This is a genomic window from Streptomyces sp. NPDC058052 (genome assembly GCF_042885515.1).
Taxonomy (GTDB): Bacteria; Actinomycetota; Actinomycetes; order Streptomycetales; family Streptomycetaceae; genus Streptomyces.
Window position 1 is genome coordinate 395,317 of sequence record NZ_JBHVRX010000001.1, and the last position, 13,589, is coordinate 408,905.

General features: G+C 73.1%; 12 protein-coding genes. 9 read left to right on the top strand and 3 right to left on the bottom strand.

Going from position 1 to position 13,589, the window contains the following annotated elements:
* The first annotated feature begins 57 nt into the window (after positions 1-57).
* The 4 genes from ACFVU3_RS01960 (at position 58) to mutM (ending at position 2,867) form a co-directional block, all read left to right on the top strand.
* The gene (locus tag ACFVU3_RS01960; protein WP_390062811.1) at positions 58-774 is read left to right on the top strand and encodes a YceD family protein; all 717 of its coding nucleotides are present in this window, start codon (positions 58-60) and stop codon (positions 772-774) included.
* A gap of 2 nt (positions 775-776) precedes the next feature.
* Positions 777-950, top strand: a complete 174-nt coding sequence (gene rpmF / locus ACFVU3_RS01965; RefSeq protein WP_043229344.1) for a 50S ribosomal protein L32 — start codon at positions 777-779, stop codon at positions 948-950.
* 20 nt (positions 951-970) lie between these two features.
* A complete protein-coding gene (rnc, locus tag ACFVU3_RS01970) occupies positions 971-1,765 on the top strand; it encodes a ribonuclease III (protein ID WP_390062813.1) in 795 nt (264 codons plus the stop codon).
* A 232-nt stretch (positions 1,766-1,997) separates the two neighbouring features.
* The gene (gene mutM / locus ACFVU3_RS01975; protein WP_390062815.1) at positions 1,998-2,867 is read left to right on the top strand and encodes a bifunctional DNA-formamidopyrimidine glycosylase/DNA-(apurinic or apyrimidinic site) lyase; all 870 of its coding nucleotides are present in this window, start codon (positions 1,998-2,000) and stop codon (positions 2,865-2,867) included.
* Here the strand turns inward: mutM and ACFVU3_RS01980 are convergent.
* Entirely contained in the window at positions 2,857-3,240 is a 384-nt protein-coding gene (locus tag ACFVU3_RS01980; RefSeq protein WP_390062817.1) for a winged helix-turn-helix transcriptional regulator, read from the bottom strand. The genes mutM and ACFVU3_RS01980 overlap by 11 nt on opposite strands.
* A gap of 232 nt (positions 3,241-3,472) precedes the next feature.
* On the opposite strand from ACFVU3_RS01980, the gene ACFVU3_RS01985 reads away from it, so the two are divergent.
* A complete protein-coding gene (locus ACFVU3_RS01985; RefSeq protein ID WP_390062818.1) occupies positions 3,473-4,888 on the top strand; it encodes a TerD family protein in 1,416 nt (471 codons plus the stop codon).
* Between the two features lie 101 nt (positions 4,889-4,989).
* Here the strand turns inward: ACFVU3_RS01985 and ACFVU3_RS01990 are convergent, their stop codons facing one another.
* Positions 4,990-5,961, bottom strand: coding sequence for a CAP domain-containing protein (locus ACFVU3_RS01990; RefSeq protein ID WP_390062819.1), 972 nt, complete (start codon positions 5,959-5,961; stop codon positions 4,990-4,992).
* A 200-nt stretch (positions 5,962-6,161) separates the two neighbouring features.
* Between ACFVU3_RS01990 and ACFVU3_RS01995 the strand changes: the two genes are divergently transcribed.
* The 4 genes from ACFVU3_RS01995 to ACFVU3_RS02010 all read left to right on the top strand — a co-directional run bounded on the left by ACFVU3_RS01995 (position 6,162) and on the right by ACFVU3_RS02010 (position 12,440).
* Positions 6,162-6,443: an acylphosphatase gene (locus tag ACFVU3_RS01995; RefSeq protein WP_360314502.1), complete on the top strand. Its 282-nt coding sequence runs from the start codon at positions 6,162-6,164 to the stop codon at positions 6,441-6,443.
* A gap of 419 nt (positions 6,444-6,862) precedes the next feature.
* Positions 6,863-7,078 (top strand): hypothetical protein, encoded by a 216-nt coding sequence (locus ACFVU3_RS02000; RefSeq protein WP_351843409.1) that lies wholly within the window; start codon positions 6,863-6,865, stop codon positions 7,076-7,078.
* Positions 7,079-7,248: 170 nt separating this feature from the next.
* Positions 7,249-10,794 carry a chromosome segregation protein SMC gene (smc, locus tag ACFVU3_RS02005; RefSeq protein WP_390062820.1) on the top strand — a complete coding sequence of 1,182 codons (3,546 nt, stop codon included), beginning with the start codon at positions 7,249-7,251 and terminating at the stop codon, positions 10,792-10,794.
* A gap of 212 nt (positions 10,795-11,006) precedes the next feature.
* Positions 11,007-12,440: a sugar porter family MFS transporter gene (locus tag ACFVU3_RS02010; RefSeq protein ID WP_390062821.1), complete on the top strand. Its 1,434-nt coding sequence runs from the start codon at positions 11,007-11,009 to the stop codon at positions 12,438-12,440.
* Between the two features lie 19 nt (positions 12,441-12,459).
* Here ACFVU3_RS02010 and ACFVU3_RS02015 read toward each other — a convergent pair whose 3' ends face one another.
* On the bottom strand, positions 12,460-13,458 hold the full coding sequence (locus ACFVU3_RS02015; RefSeq protein ID WP_390062822.1) for an LLM class flavin-dependent oxidoreductase: 999 nt from the start codon (positions 13,456-13,458) through the stop codon (positions 12,460-12,462).
* Positions 13,459-13,589: the final 131 nt, after the last annotated feature.

Genomic DNA, 13,589 nt, shown 5'->3' on the forward strand with positions numbered 1-13,589 from the left:
AGGGCCGGATTGGGCCCTGGGCGAAGCGTCCAGTATCCTGGCCCTTCGGTCGCGTGTATGTCCGCGATCCATGCTGCCCGCAAGCGGCAGCCCCCTGAGACTTGCGACGCGAACGATCCGAAAGCAGGAAGAGCCCTGAGCACGCGCCTCGACCACCGCAACCCCCTCGTGTTCGACACACACGAGCTGGGGCGGCGTCCCGGTGCCCTCCAGCGGATCTCCCGCACGGTCGACGCGCCCGCCGATCTCGGCGTCGCGGGGGTCGTCGGAGTGCCCGAGGGCGCTCCGGTGGAGATCGAGCTCCGACTCGAGTCGGTCATGGAAGGGGTGCTTGTCACAGGCACCGCCCGTGCATCGGCCGAGGGGGAGTGCGTAAGGTGTCTGGAGCCCGTCGAGCTTGAGCTCGACGCGGACTTCCAGGAGATGTTCTCGTACCCCGACTCCGACGACCGGGGCCGCGTCAAGGCGGCCACGGACGACGAGGACGATGAAGACGAGAGCATGACCCCCCTCGAGGACGGCATGTTCGACCTCGAACCCGTGCTGCGTGACGCAGTGGTACTCGCGCTGCCCATGCAGCCGGTGTGCCGGGAGGACTGTGCGGGTCTGTGTTCCGATTGCGGAATCAACCTGAACGACAACCCGGACCACCACCACGACGCCACCGACATCCGTTGGGCGGCACTGCAGGAACTCGCCGGTTCGCTGGGATCCGACGAGAAGGACAACATGAGCGACGCCGCTACCGGTGTCGACGAGAAGCAGGAGAAGTAGCCGTGGCTGTTCCGAAGCGGAAGATGTCGCGCAGCAACACGCGCCACCGCCGGTCGCAGTGGAAGGCTGCGGTCCCCACCCTGGTTTCGTGTGAGCGTTGCCAGGAGCCGAAGCTGCAGCACATCGCGTGCCCGAGCTGCGGCACCTACAACAAGCGCCAGGTCCTCGCGGTCTGAGCGGGCTGGTGAGGGGCACGATGTCTGACAACATCAACAGCGCCTCGTCCCACACGCTTCTGGAAGGGCGGCTCGGGTATCACCTCGAGTCCGCCCTTCTGGTGCGTGCGCTGACCCACCGCTCGTACGCGTACGAGAACGGCGGTCTGCCCACCAACGAGCGGCTGGAGTTCCTCGGGGACTCCGTGCTCGGCCTGGTGGTCACCGACACCCTCTACCGCACCCACCCCGATCTGCCCGAGGGCCAGCTGGCCAAGCTCCGGGCCGCGGTGGTCAACTCGCGTGCGCTGGCGGACGTCGGGCGCGGCCTCGACCTGGGCTCCTTCATCCGGCTCGGCCGGGGCGAAGAGGGCACGGGCGGCCGGGACAAGGCATCCATCCTCGCCGACACCCTCGAAGCGGTGATCGGCGCGGTCTATCTCGACCAGGGCCTCGACGCGGCGTCCGAGCTGGTGCACCGGCTCTTCGACCCGCTGATCGAGAAGTCCTCCAACCTCGGTGCGGGCCTGGACTGGAAGACCAGTCTCCAGGAACTCACCGCGGCCGAGGGTCTCGGTGTGCCGGAGTACCTCGTCTCCGAGGAGGGCCCCGACCACGAGAAGACCTTCACTGCTGCCGCCCGCGTCGGTGGTGTCTCGTACGGCACCGGCACCGGCCGCAGCAAGAAGGAGGCGGAGCAGCAGGCCGCCGAGTCCGCGTGGCGCGCGATCCGCGCGGCCGCGGACGAGCGCGCGGCGGCGGCCAAGGCCGCGGCCGACGCCGGCGAGTCCGGCGAGCAGGACCGGAAGGACGGGGCCGCACCGGCCACCGCCTGACCGCTCCCGCGACCGCTCCCGCTCCTTCAAGCGGAGTTCTTCCCGCCCGCCCCCGCCAGGGGCGGGCGGAGCCGTTTCCGGGGGCGGATCCTCCGCCTCCGGTGGCCGTCTCCGGTGGCCGTGTCCGGGCGGCCGGCCGCCCGGCCGGGGCACCGATTCCGGGGAGCCGGGCGGGTGCGCGCCGGCGGTAGGCTGCGAGGACCACCACCCCGTACCCCTCCGGAGGAGTCCCGTGCCCGAGCTGCCCGAGGTCGAGGTCGTCCGGCGCGGACTGGAGCGCTGGGTCGCCGGCCGGACCGTGGCCGGCGTCGAGGTGCTCCACCCCCGGGCCGTACGGCGCCACCCGGCGGGCGGCGCCGACTTCGCGGCCCGGCTGACCGGGCAGCGCTTCGAGCCGGCCCTGCGCCGCGGCAAGTACCTGTGGCTGCCGCTCGCCGACACCGGCACCTCGGTGCTCGGGCACCTCGGGATGAGCGGACAGCTCCTGGTGCAGCCGGAAGCCTCCCCGGACGAGAAGCACCTGCGCATCCGGATCCGCTTCGACGATTCCGACGGCACCGAACTCCGCTTCGTCGACCAGCGCACCTTCGGCGGGCTCTCGCTGCACGACTGGGCCCCCGACAGCGCCGACGGGCTCCCGGACGTCATCGGGCACATCGCCCGCGACCCGCTGGACCCCGCCTTCGACGACGCCGCCTTCCAGGCCGCGCTCCGGCTGCGCCGCACCACGATCAAGCGGGCGCTCCTCGACCAGTCGCTGATCAGCGGCGTCGGCAACATCTACGCCGACGAGGCGCTGTGGCGCGCGAAGCTGCACTACGACCGGCCGACCGCCACCCTCACCCGCCCCCGCTCGGCCGAGCTCCTCGGCCACGTCCGCGACGTGATGAACGCGGCGCTCGCCGCCGGCGGCACCAGCTTCGACAGCCTCTACGTGAACGTGAACGGCGAGTCCGGCTACTTCGACCGGTCGCTCGACGCGTACGGGCGGGAGGACGAGCCCTGCCGCCGCTGCGGCACCCCGATGCGCCGCCGCGCCTGGATGAACCGCTCCAGCTACTTCTGCCCGCGCTGCCAGCGCCCGCCGCGCGTCAGCCCGTGACGGCCGCGCGCTCGGCGTCGTACGCCTCCCGGGCCGCCACGACCTCCGGCATCCGCCCCTCGACCAGGGCGATCAGCCCGACCAGCCGCTCGGCGACGTCCCGCCCGAGCGGAGTGAGCCGGTAGTCGACGCGGGGCGGGTTGACCGGCTGCGCCTCCCGGTGCACGAGTCCGTCGCGCTCCAGCGCGTGCAGGGTCTGCGCCAGCATCTTCTCGCTGACGCCGTCGACCCGCCGCCGCAGCTCGTTGAAGCGGAAGGACCCCTCGTGGAGGGCCCCGAGGGTGAGGCTGCCCCAGCGTCCCGTGACGTGCTCCAGCGTCACCCGCGAGGCACACCCCCGCGCGAACACATCGAAGGCGAGATCGTCGGTCATACCCCCCACGGTACGCGGGCCACCCACTCACCACCAGACCGCGCTTTCGAAAAGTGAGCGGTCGGTGGGGCCGTGGCGGCGGGTGGGACCGGCCGCCGGGACAGGTTGCACGGGTCGTCGGGACACGTCGTCGGGAACGCCGGGGCCGGTCGAACAGGAAATCGGTGTTCGTCGTACGGGGAGCGGCCGCGTCCTCCACGATGTACGCACATCCTGAGAGGGTCCGTCATCCATGACCAGCACGCTCGCCAAAGGCGGCAACGCGTCCCTGACCACCGCCGTCTGCCGCGTCACCCTGAGCTCGTCCGAGGCCGGCATCGACGTCTCCGCCGTGCTGCTCGGCGCGGACGGGCGGGTGCGCGGCGACGACGACCTCGTCTTCTACAACCACCCCGCCCACGACGGGGTGGTTCTGTCGGGCCGGACGATCACGGCGGACCTGGCGGCGGTCCCGGCCGGCGTCGACCGCATCGCCGTCGTGGCGAGCGTCGACCCGAGCCTGCCCGGCCCCCGCTTCGACGGGGGAGCCACCCCGGACGCGCTCGTCGAGTGCGGACCCGACCGGCTCTCGTTCGTGCCGCCGCCCTTCGCGCGGGGGGAGACGGCGGCCGTCCTGGTGGAGCTCTACCGGCGCGCGGGCGGATGGAGGGCGCGGGCGGTCGGGCAGGGCTGGGACACCGGTCTCGCGGGCCTGGCCACGGACTTCGGCATCGAGGTGGGCGAGGACGCGCAGGCCCCGACGGCTCCGGCGTTCGCGCCCCCGCCGGCTTCCGTCCCGGCCCCGGCTTCCGTACCGGCTCCGGCCTTCGCGCCTCCGCCGGCTTCCGCGCCCGCCTTCGCGCCCCCGCCGGTTTCCGCCCCCGCCCCGGCTTCCGTACCGGCTCCGGCCTTCGCGCCCCCGCCTGCCCCCGCGTCCGTACCGGCTCCCGCGTACCCCACGGCCCCCGCGTATGCCACGGCTCCCGCGTATGCCACGGCCCCTGCTCCCGCACCCGTACCGGGGGCCGTCCCCCTGGCCGCGGCGCCCCTGGGCAAGGTCACGCTCACCAAGGACGGCCACGCCACCATCGACCTGCGCAAGGACGACCCGGGGCTCGTCGTGACGGCCACGCTCGTATGGGACGGGGGGAGCGAGGACCGGCGGGAGGCCGGCGCGGACCTCGACCTGTACGCCCTCTACGTCCCGGGGGCCCTCGTCACCCCGCCCGGCGGGCGCGCGCAGGAGTCCGGCACCGCCGTCTACTACCGCGGCCTGGGCTCCGCGTCCGCCCCGCCGTACATCGCCCTCGACGGCGACGCGCGCGTGCCCGGCCGTGAGACCGTCACCGTCCACCGCCCCGACCAGCAGGGATACGTCCTGATCTGCGCGTACAGCGCGGTGGAGAACGGCATCGGCTCCTTCAGGTCCTTCGGGGCCCAGGCGGTGGTCACCGACGGACGCGGCTCCACCGTGACCGTGCCCCTCTTCCACGACTGCGAGCTCTCCTACTGGGTCGCGATCGCGCTGATCGACTTCACCGTCCCGGAAGGAGTCCGGATCCGCCACGTCGAGCGGTACGGCGAGGAGTGCGACGAGGCCCGCCCGGCGCTCTACTCCGACGGCACCTTCCGGATGGGCGGCGGGACCGTCGAGTTCAAGACCGTGTAGCGGCGCGGGCCGCGGACGCGAAGCGGGCCGCCCCCCGGAGCCGTGATCGGCGCCGGGGAGCGGCCCGCCCGCGGACGCGGGGTTTTCCGAACCGGGGAGGCTCAGTAGCCGAAGTCCTGGGTCCACCAGGGGCCGCCGTCGGCGAAGTGGACGCCCACGCCGAGGGTGGTGAAGTCGCAGTTCAGGATGTTGGCGCGGTGGCCGTCGCTGTTCATCCAGGAGACCATCGCGGCGGTCGCGTCGACCTGGCCGCGGGCGATGTTCTCGGCGCCGAGGCTCGTGACGCCGGCGGCCTGCGCGCGGGACCAGGGGGTGGCGCCGTCGGGGTCTGTGTGGTCGAAGAAGCCGCGGTTCGCCATGTCGGCGCTGAACGCGCCGGCGAGCCGGGCGAGGCCGTCCGAGGGCTGGACCGGCGAGCAGCCGACCTTGCCGCGCTCGACGTTCACCAGGCGCAGCACCTCGGCCTCGGCCGCGTCCGCGCGGTCGGCGGTGGAGCCGGCCGGCGCCGCCGTCGTCTCCTCGGCCGGGGCCTGCGTGGTGGGGGCGGGCTCGGGGGCGGCGGCCGGCGTGGTGGGGGCGGCCTTCGACGGCTTCGGCTCGGGCTTCGGCTTCGGCTTCACCGGGGTGGTGGCGGGAGCGGGGGCCGCGGCGCGCGTCTTCGTCGGCGTGGGGGAGGGGGTCGCGGTCTTCGTGGGAGTGGGCGTGGCCTTCTTGGGGGCCGCCTCGGCGGACGCGGGGGACTTCTTCGTGTCCGGCGTGCCCCTGCCCGTACCCGCCGGCTCGCCGGCCGGGGTGCGGGTCGCCCCGCCCTGCGTGGTGAGCTCCGGCGTCTGCCGGGTCTCCGCGGTGGTCGGCCGGCTGCTGCCCACGCTCCCGGCGGTGAGGGTCTCCCCGCCGGGAAGGAGGCCGGAGGCGACCGCGACGGCGCCGACGGCGACCGCCGCCGAGGCGCCGATCAGTCCGTTGCGGACGGGGTGGCGGCGCTTGCGGCGCGTACCCCCCTGACCGCGGTCGGTGCCGGTCGCGTAGTCTGCCTCGGCGGGCGCGGCGCCGGAGCGACGGTGGCGTCCCATCTGCCCTGCCTCCCTGAGCTGGCTGTTTGCTGGATCTTTGCGGCCTTTGCTTTCGGCATGGATCGGTACGGAGCGTGACGCTGCGTACGGATGGCCGAAAGGTGTGCACCCGTGTGGGTGAGGCGCATTCCGTCGGACTGTACGCCATGGGAAGCCGCCGCGACGTGCTGTTCGGGCAATCCGCCCGCTAGCGTGCAGCCATGAGCGACGACGTACGGATGACCGCCTGGGTGCGTGGGCGAGTACAGGGAGTGGGCTTCCGCTGGTTCACCAGGGCAAACGCCCTGGAGATCGGTGGCCTCAAGGGCTTCGCCCTGAACCTCGACGACGGCCGGGTCCAGGTCGTGGCCGAGGGCCCGAGTGACAATTGCCACCGCCTCCTCGACTGGCTGCGGTCCGATGACACGCCCGGCCGCGTGGACGGTGTCACCGAGATATGGGACACCCCCCGCGGCGGCTACGACGGCTTCGCCATCCGCTGACCCCGCCCCCCGGAACCACCCGCCGGCCCTCCGCCCGGAAGCCCCGCCGGGCACCGGAAGGGGGGCCGGTTTCGCGCGCGTGAACGCCGGTGAACAGGGGAACCGCCTGGTGGTTGCCAAGATTCGGCACTCGTGCAAGGCTTCCCGGGTAAGGATGATCGCCACGCCCCGGGGCAACGGGTCGAGAGGCGCCGCCGCCTGCGAAGCGGCCGCGAACTCCCCGTGTGCCACACCGATCGGGGCGTGATCGTGTTGACCGTCAAACTTTTTGGTGAGACTCTGGAAGCCCCGCGCACCTTAGCTGTGTGGCAGTAGAACACCGGCACGACTCAGGTACTGCCGAGCACCGCGGGTGCGAATCCATCCCTCACGACCCACACCGCAATCGGTCGGTCACTCAGTGTGGAGGACCACTCATCATGGCAAAGGCGCTTCTCGGTTACGTCGGCGGCTCCGACCCGCGACTCCTCGCCGAGATGCGACGGCTTCAGCAGCGCGTCCAGGACCTGGAATCCGAGCTCGTACGGATCCAGACCGAGAACGACGCGCTCGCCGCTGCCGCCGCTCAGCAGGGCGAGTCGCTGCTCGACCGCATCGACCTCGACGTACCCCAGGCGGAGCCTGCGCTCACCTGACACCCCGCCCCGAAGGGGCTCAGGTGGGAACAGCTGAATAGGCAAGGGGCGCTTCGGCGTCCCTTCTTTTCTTGACCCTCTCGTCTCCCCCGCGTCACACCCCTCCTCACCCGAGGATCTGCCCGGCACGATCACGGGCGAAACGCGACACCCCGGGTAGAGTCCCCGGGGTGCACCTCAAGGCCCTGACGCTCCGCGGATTCAAGTCGTTCGCCTCCGCCACCACGCTGAGGTTCGAGCCCGGAATCACCTGCGTCGTCGGCCCCAACGGCTCCGGCAAGTCCAACGTCGTCGACGCGCTCTCCTGGGTCATGGGAGAACAGGGCGCCAAGTCCCTGCGCGGCGGAAAGATGGAGGACGTCATCTTCGCCGGCACCACCGGGCGGCCCCCGCTCGGCCGCGCCGAGGTCTCGCTCACCATCGACAACTCCGACGGCGCCCTGCCGATCGACTACGCCGAGGTGACGATCACCCGGATCATGTTCCGGGGCGGCAGCAGCGAGTACCAGATCAACGGCGACACCTGCCGGCTGCTCGACATCCAGGACCTCCTCTCCGACTCCGGCATCGGCCGCGAGATGCACGTCATCGTCGGCCAGGGCCGGCTCGACTCCGTGCTGCACGCCGACCCCATGGGCCGCCGCGCCTTCATCGAGGAGGCCGCCGGCGTCCTCAAGCACCGCAAGCGCAAGGAGAAGGCGCTGCGGAAGCTCGACGCGATGCGGGCCAACCTCGCGCGCGTGCAGGACCTCACCGACGAACTGCGCCGCCAGCTCAAACCGCTCGGCCGGCAGGCCGCCGTCGCCCGCCGCGCCGTCGTCATCCAGGCCGACCTCCGCGACGCCCGGCTCCGCCTCCTCGCCGACGACCTCGTCCGCCTCCAGCGCGCCCTCCACGCCGAACTTGCCGACGAGGCCGCCCTCCTGGCCCGCAGGGAGGCCACCGAGGAGGAGCTGCGCACCGCCCTCGCCCACGAGGCCGCCCTGGAGGCCGAGGTCCGCGCCCTCGCCCCGCGCCTCGAACGCGCCCAGCAGAGCTGGTACGCCCTCTCCCAGCTCGCCGAACGCGTCCGCGGCACGATCTCCCTCGCCGACGCGCGCGTGAAGAGCGCCACCGACGCCCCCGCCGAGGAGCGGCGCGGCCGCGACCCCGAGGACCTGGAGCGCGAGGCCGCCCGCGTCCGCGAACAGGAGGCCGAACTGGAGGCCGCCCTGGAGGCCGCCGAACGGGCCCTGGAGGACACCGTCGCCCACCGCGCCGAGCTGGAACGTGCCCTCACCGCCGAGGAAAGGCGCCTCAAGGACGCCGCCCGCGCCCTCGCCGACCGCCGCGAGGGCCTCGCCCGGCTCCACGGCCAGGTCAACGCCGCCCGCTCCCGCGCCGCCTCCGCCCAGGCCGAGATCGACCGGCTCGCCGCCGCCCGCGACGAGGCCGCCGACCGCGCCGTCGCCGCCCAGGAGGAGTACGAACGGCTCAAGGCCGAGGTCGACGACCTCGACGCCGCCGACACCGCGCACGGCGAGCGGTACGAGGAGGCCCGCCGCGCCCTCGCCGACGCCGAGGCCGCGCTCGGCGCCGCCCGCGAGGCCGCCGCCGGCGCCGAGAGCCGCCGGGCCGCCACCCGCGCCCGCCACGACACCCTCGCGCTCGGCCTGCGCCGCAAGGACGGCACCGGCGCCCTCCTCGCCGCCGGCCTCACCGGGATCCTCGGCCCCGCCGCCGGACTCCTCACCGTCACCCCCGGGTACGAGGTCCCCGTCGCCGCCGCGCTCGGCGCCGCCGCCGACGCCCTCGCCGCCGACGGTCCCACGGCCGCCGTCGAGGCGCTCCGCCTCCTCCGCAAACAGGACGCCGGTCGCGCCACCCTCCTCCTCGCCACCGCGCCCGACACCGCCCCGCGCCCGCTGCCCGCCGGCGCGCGGGCCGCCGCCGCGCTGGTCACCGGGCCGCCCGGGCTCGTCGGCTCCGTCCAGCGGCTGCTCGACGGGATCGTCGTCGTCGGCGACCTCGACGAGGCCCGCGACCTCGTCCGCGCCCACCCCGCGCTCACCGCCGTCACCGCCGAGGGCGACCTGCTCGGAGCCCACTGGGCCCAGGGCGGCTCCGCTGGCGCGCCCAGCCTCCTCGAAGTGCGGGCCCAGGTCGACGAGGCCGCCGCCGAACTGGCCGGACTGGCCGTCCGGTGCGAGGAGTCCGCCCGCGCCACGGAGGAGGCCGCCGGACGCCGGCGGGCCGGCGCCGCGCGCGTCGAGGAGCTCGACGCCCTGCGGCGTAGCGCCGAGAAGGAGAAGGCGTCCGTCGCCCAGGCCCTGGGACGGCTCGCCGGCCAGGCCAGGGGAGCGGCCGGCGAGGCCGAGCGGACCGCCGCCGCCGTCGCCCGCGCCCAGGAGGCCCTGGAACGCGCTCGCGCCGAGGCCGAGGAGCTCGCCGAACGGCTGCTCGTCGCCGAGGAGACCCCGGCCGAGGAGGAGCCCGACACCGCCGTCCGCGACCGGCTCGCCATCGACGGCTCCAACGCCCGCCAGACCGAGATGGAGGCCCGCCTCCAGGTCCGCACCCACGAGGAGCGGGTCAAGGGGCTGGCGGGCCGGGCCGACTCCCTCGACCGGGCCGCCCGTGCCGAACGGGAGGCACGCGCGCGTGCCGAGCAGCGCCGCACCCGGCTCCGGCACGAGGCCCGGGTCGCGGACGCGGTCGCCGCCGGAGCCCGTACCCTCCTCGCCCACACCGAGGTCTCGCTGGAGCGCGCCGAAGGCGAGCGCGCCGCGGCCGCCGCCGCCCGAGCCGACCGCGAGCAGGGCCTCGGCGCCGCCCGCGCCCGCGGCCGGGAGCTCAAGACCGAGCTCGACAAGCTCACCGACTCCGTCCACCGCGGTGAGGTCCTGGGCGCCGAGAAGCGGCTGCGGATCGAGCAGCTGGAGGCGAAGGCCCTGGAGGAGTTCGGGGTCGGGGCGGGCGCCCTCACCGCGGAGTACGGCCCCGACCAGCCCGTGCCGCCGTCGCCGCCCGCCGAGGGCGAGACGCTCCCCGACGACCCGTCCGACCCCCGCAACCAGCCGCGCCCCTTCATCCGTTCGGAGCAGGAGAAGCGGCTGAAATCGGCCGAGCGCGCCTTCCAGCAGCTCGGCAAGGTCAACCCGCTGGCCCTGGAGGAGTTCGCGGCCCTGGAGGACCGGCACCGCTTCCTCTCCGAGCAGCTGGAGGACCTGAAGAAGACGCGCGCGGATCTGCTTCAGGTCGTGAAGGAGGTGGACCAGCGGGTCGAGCAGGTCTTCACGGAGGCGTACCGGGACACCGCCCGCGAGTTCGAGGGCGTCTTCTCCCGCCTCTTCCCGGGCGGCGAGGGCCGGCTCGTGCTCACCGACCCCGACGACATGCTCACCACCGGCGTCGAGGTGGAGGCCCGCCCGCCGGGCAAGAAGGTCAAGCGGCTCTCGCTGCTCTCCGGCGGCGAGCGCTCGCTGACCGCCGTGGCCCTGCTGGTCGCGATCTTCAAGGCCCGGCCGAGCCCCTTCTACGTCATGGACGAGGTCGAGGCGGCGCTCGACGACACCAACCTCCAGCGGCTGATCCGGATCATGCGGGAGCTCCAGGAGTCCTCGCAGCTCATCGTGATCACCCACCAGAAGCGGACGATGGAGGTCGCGGACGCGCTGTACGGGGTGTCGATGCAGGGCGACGGCGTCTCGAAGGTGATCAGCCAGCGGCTCCGCTGAAGCCGGCGTCGGCCCTTACCGGCTTCACTTCTTCAAGCAGTGAACGTGAGTCGGCAGCCAGCGCGGTAAAAGTCATACGACATCGCCTATTGACTTCAAAACTTGAACGCATAGTCTCTGCAACGTTGCTTTTACCTTCACGTGGTGGGCGGCGCGATCCTGTGCGCCACTGGAAGCCACTGGAAGGGCTGTCCCCCCACCGAGGAGTCCATGTGACCGACACCGCGCAGGCGCCCACGCCGCCGCCGTCCGAAGGTCGAGCGGCCCACCCGGACCACCTCGGGCACGTCATCTTCATCACCGCCTCCGCGGCGATGGGCGGCTTCCTCTTCGGCTACGACAGCTCCGTCATCAACGGCGCCGTCGAAGCCATCCGCGACCGCTACGACATCGGCTCCGCGACCCTCGCCCAGGTCATCGCCATCGCCCTGATCGGCTGCGCCATCGGCGCCGCCACCGCCGGCCGGATCGCCGACCGCATCGGCCGCATCCGCTGCATGCAGATCTCCGCCGTCCTCTTCACCGTCAGCGCCGTCGGCTCCGCGCTGCCCTTCGCCCTCTGGGACCTCGCCTTCTGGCGGATCGTCGGCGGCTTCGCCATCGGCATGGCCTCCGTCATCGGCCCCGCCTACATCGCCGAGGTCGCCCCCGCCGCCTACCGAGGCCGCCTCGGCTCCTTCCAGCAGGCCGCCATCGTCATCGGCATCGCCATCTCCCAGCTCGTCAACTACGGGATCCTCCAGCTCGCCGACGGCGACCAGCGCGGCGAGATCGGCGGCCTGGAGGCATGGCAGTGGATGCTCGGCGTGATGGTCGTCCCCGCCCTCCTCTACGGGCTGCTCTCCTTCGCCATCCCCGAGTCCCCCCGCTTCCTCATCTCCGTCGGGAAGACCGACCGGGCCAAGGAGGTGCTCGCCGAGGTCGAGGGCAAGGGCGTCGACCTGGACCGCCGCGTCGCCGAGATCGACCGGGCCATGCGCAGCGAGCACAAGTCCACCTTCAAGGACCTGCTCGCCCCCGGCAGCCGCTTCCGCCTCCTGCCCATCGTCTGGGTCGGCATCGGACTCTCGGTCTTCCAGCAGCTCGTCGGCATCAACGTCGCCTTCTACTACTCCTCGACGCTCTGGCAGTCCGTGGGCATCGACCCGTCGAGCTCGTTCTTCTACTCGTTCACCACGTCGATCATCAACATCATCGGCACCGTGATCGCCATGGTCCTGGTCGACCGGGTCGGCCGCCGGCCGCTCGCCCTCGTCGGCTCCGTCGGCATGGCGATCGCCCTCGCCTTCGAGGCGTGGGCCTTCTCCGCCGACCTCGTCGACGGCAAGCTCCCCGAGACCCAGGGCGTCGTGGCCCTCGTCGCCGCCCACGTCTTCGTGCTCTTCTTCGCCCTCTCCTGGGGCGTGGTGGTGTGGGTCTTCCTCGGCGAGATGTTCCCCAACCGGATCCGCGCCGCCGCCCTCGGCGTCGCCGCCTCCGCCCAGTGGATCGCCAACTGGGCCATCACCGCCAGCTTCCCGTCCCTCTCGGACTGGAACCTCTCCGGCACCTACATCATCTACACGTTCTTCGCCGTGCTCTCGATCCCCTTCGTGCTCAGGTACGTCAAGGAGACCAAGGGCAAGGCGTTGGAGGAGATGGGCTAACTCCCCGCTGCCCCTCTCCTCACGACGGCTGCCCCGGCCCGAGGCCCTGTGCCCCGAGCCGGGGCAGCACCTCGTCGCAGAACAGGCGCACGCTCCGCCACCCCTCCTCCACCGGCATCCCCCCGCACAGCGGGTGCAGCACCAGGCTCTCCAGCCCCAGCGCCGCGCACTCCCCGGGCGTCACCACCCGGTAGACCCCCTCCGCGCGCAGCTCCGCCACGCTCGACGCCCCCGACCGCACCGCCGAGCGGATGTCCTTCGACTGCCAGGAGGCGTAGGCCCGCGCCTCGTGCAGGAAGTGCTCCCCGTACTCCGCCCAGGTCCGGTCCGGATCCTCCGACACGTGCAGCAGCGGCGTCACCGGGCCCGGCATCATCGTCCAGCCCTCCGTCCCGTACTCCGCGCACCGCTCGGCGTAGTACGCCTCCAGCTCCGGCAGGTGCGCGGACGGGAAGAACGGGAGCCCCAGCCGGGCCGCGCGCCGTGCCGCCGCCTTCGAGGAGCCCCCGACCAGCAGCAGCGGGTGGGGCCGGGTGAAGGGCCGCGGGGTGACCCGTACCGTATGACCCCGGTAGGCGAAGGGCTCGCCCGTCCACGCGGCGAGCAGCGTCTCCAGGAGCTCGTCCTGGAGCTTCCCGCGCCGCCCCCAGTCCACCCCGCGCTCCTCGTACTCCTCCGGCCGGTAGCCGATCCCCGCCACCGTCACCAGCCGGCCCCGGCTCAGCAGGTCCAGGACCGCGATGTCCTCCGCGAGCCGCAGCGGGTCGTGCAGCGGGCCGATGATCGCGGAGACCGTGACGGCGATCCGGCGGGTGGCGCCGAAGACCGCGCCCGCGAAGGCGAAGGGGGAGGGGAGCCAGTTGTTCTCCACCCCGTGGTGCTCCTCGGTCTGGACCGTGTCCACCCCGTGCCCGTCGGCGTAGGCGGCCATCTCCAGGGCGGCGCGGTAGCGGTCCGCGAGGGACTCGGGGGTGGCGCGCGGGTCGACCAGGTTGAACCGTACGACGCTGAAGGCCATGGGAGGTCCCCTCCGCGGGTGGGCTGCCGGCGAGGGGCGACCATAGCTGACGAAGCGTCAGATGAGAACGGCGCCGGACGCCCGGAACCGCGACCCACGCTGCGTACGTACTGCGTCACCGGCCGGGTCGT

Coding starts and splice junctions, on each gene's coding strand:
- ACFVU3_RS01995 (WP_360314502.1), top strand. CDS start 6,162: ATGAGCGACGACGTACGGATGACCGCCTGGGTGCGTGGGCGAGTACAG.
- ACFVU3_RS01990 (WP_390062819.1), bottom strand. CDS start 5,961: ATGGGACGCCACCGTCGCTCCGGCGCCGCGCCCGCCGAGGCAGACTAC.
- ACFVU3_RS01985 (WP_390062818.1), top strand. CDS start 3,473: ATGACCAGCACGCTCGCCAAAGGCGGCAACGCGTCCCTGACCACCGCC.
- ACFVU3_RS01980 (WP_390062817.1), bottom strand. CDS start 3,240: ATGACCGACGATCTCGCCTTCGATGTGTTCGCGCGGGGGTGTGCCTCG.
- rnc (WP_390062813.1), top strand. CDS start 971: ATGTCTGACAACATCAACAGCGCCTCGTCCCACACGCTTCTGGAAGGG.
- ACFVU3_RS01960 (WP_390062811.1), top strand. CDS start 58: ATGTCCGCGATCCATGCTGCCCGCAAGCGGCAGCCCCCTGAGACTTGC.
- ACFVU3_RS02015 (WP_390062822.1), bottom strand. CDS start 13,458: ATGGCCTTCAGCGTCGTACGGTTCAACCTGGTCGACCCGCGCGCCACC.
- ACFVU3_RS02000 (WP_351843409.1), top strand. CDS start 6,863: ATGGCAAAGGCGCTTCTCGGTTACGTCGGCGGCTCCGACCCGCGACTC.